1 protein-coding gene is annotated in these 352 nt (G+C 52.8%); it reads left to right on the plus strand.

The annotated features are described in order from the left end of the window. Positions 1 to 151: 151 nt before the first annotated feature. On the plus strand, positions 152 to 352 hold a 201-nt coding region (locus AC1RO3_RS08895; protein WP_481764065.1), incomplete at its 3' end, for a hypothetical protein.

A 352-nucleotide genomic window follows, 5' to 3' on the forward strand; every position in this document is an offset into this window, starting at 1 on the left:
GTCATCAGGCGGCACGAACCTTCAGCTCGTTACTAACGTCAACAGTCCGACGAGTTCCCCATACAACTTCAACATACAGTTGAACACGTACTACTGGGTTCAGCTTCAGTTCTCGTACTACAGTACGACGAGCACAGCTTCATCGGCAGTGATGAGCGCAACGTACACGATTAACGGGGCTACCGTTCAGCAAGATATTCCTGTGACGTGGAGCGCTGACAACTTCACCACAGGACAGATTGCTAACCGCCTCAAGTTCTTTGCCTCGAACTTCGTCAGTTACTTCATCGACGACTTGGTGATTCAGAGCGTATCCGGTGCGGACCCTACGTGGCCCCTTGGCGCGGGTGTG

It is taken from the genome of Dellaglioa sp. CoH-57-MRSF-19 (genome assembly GCF_056781975.1).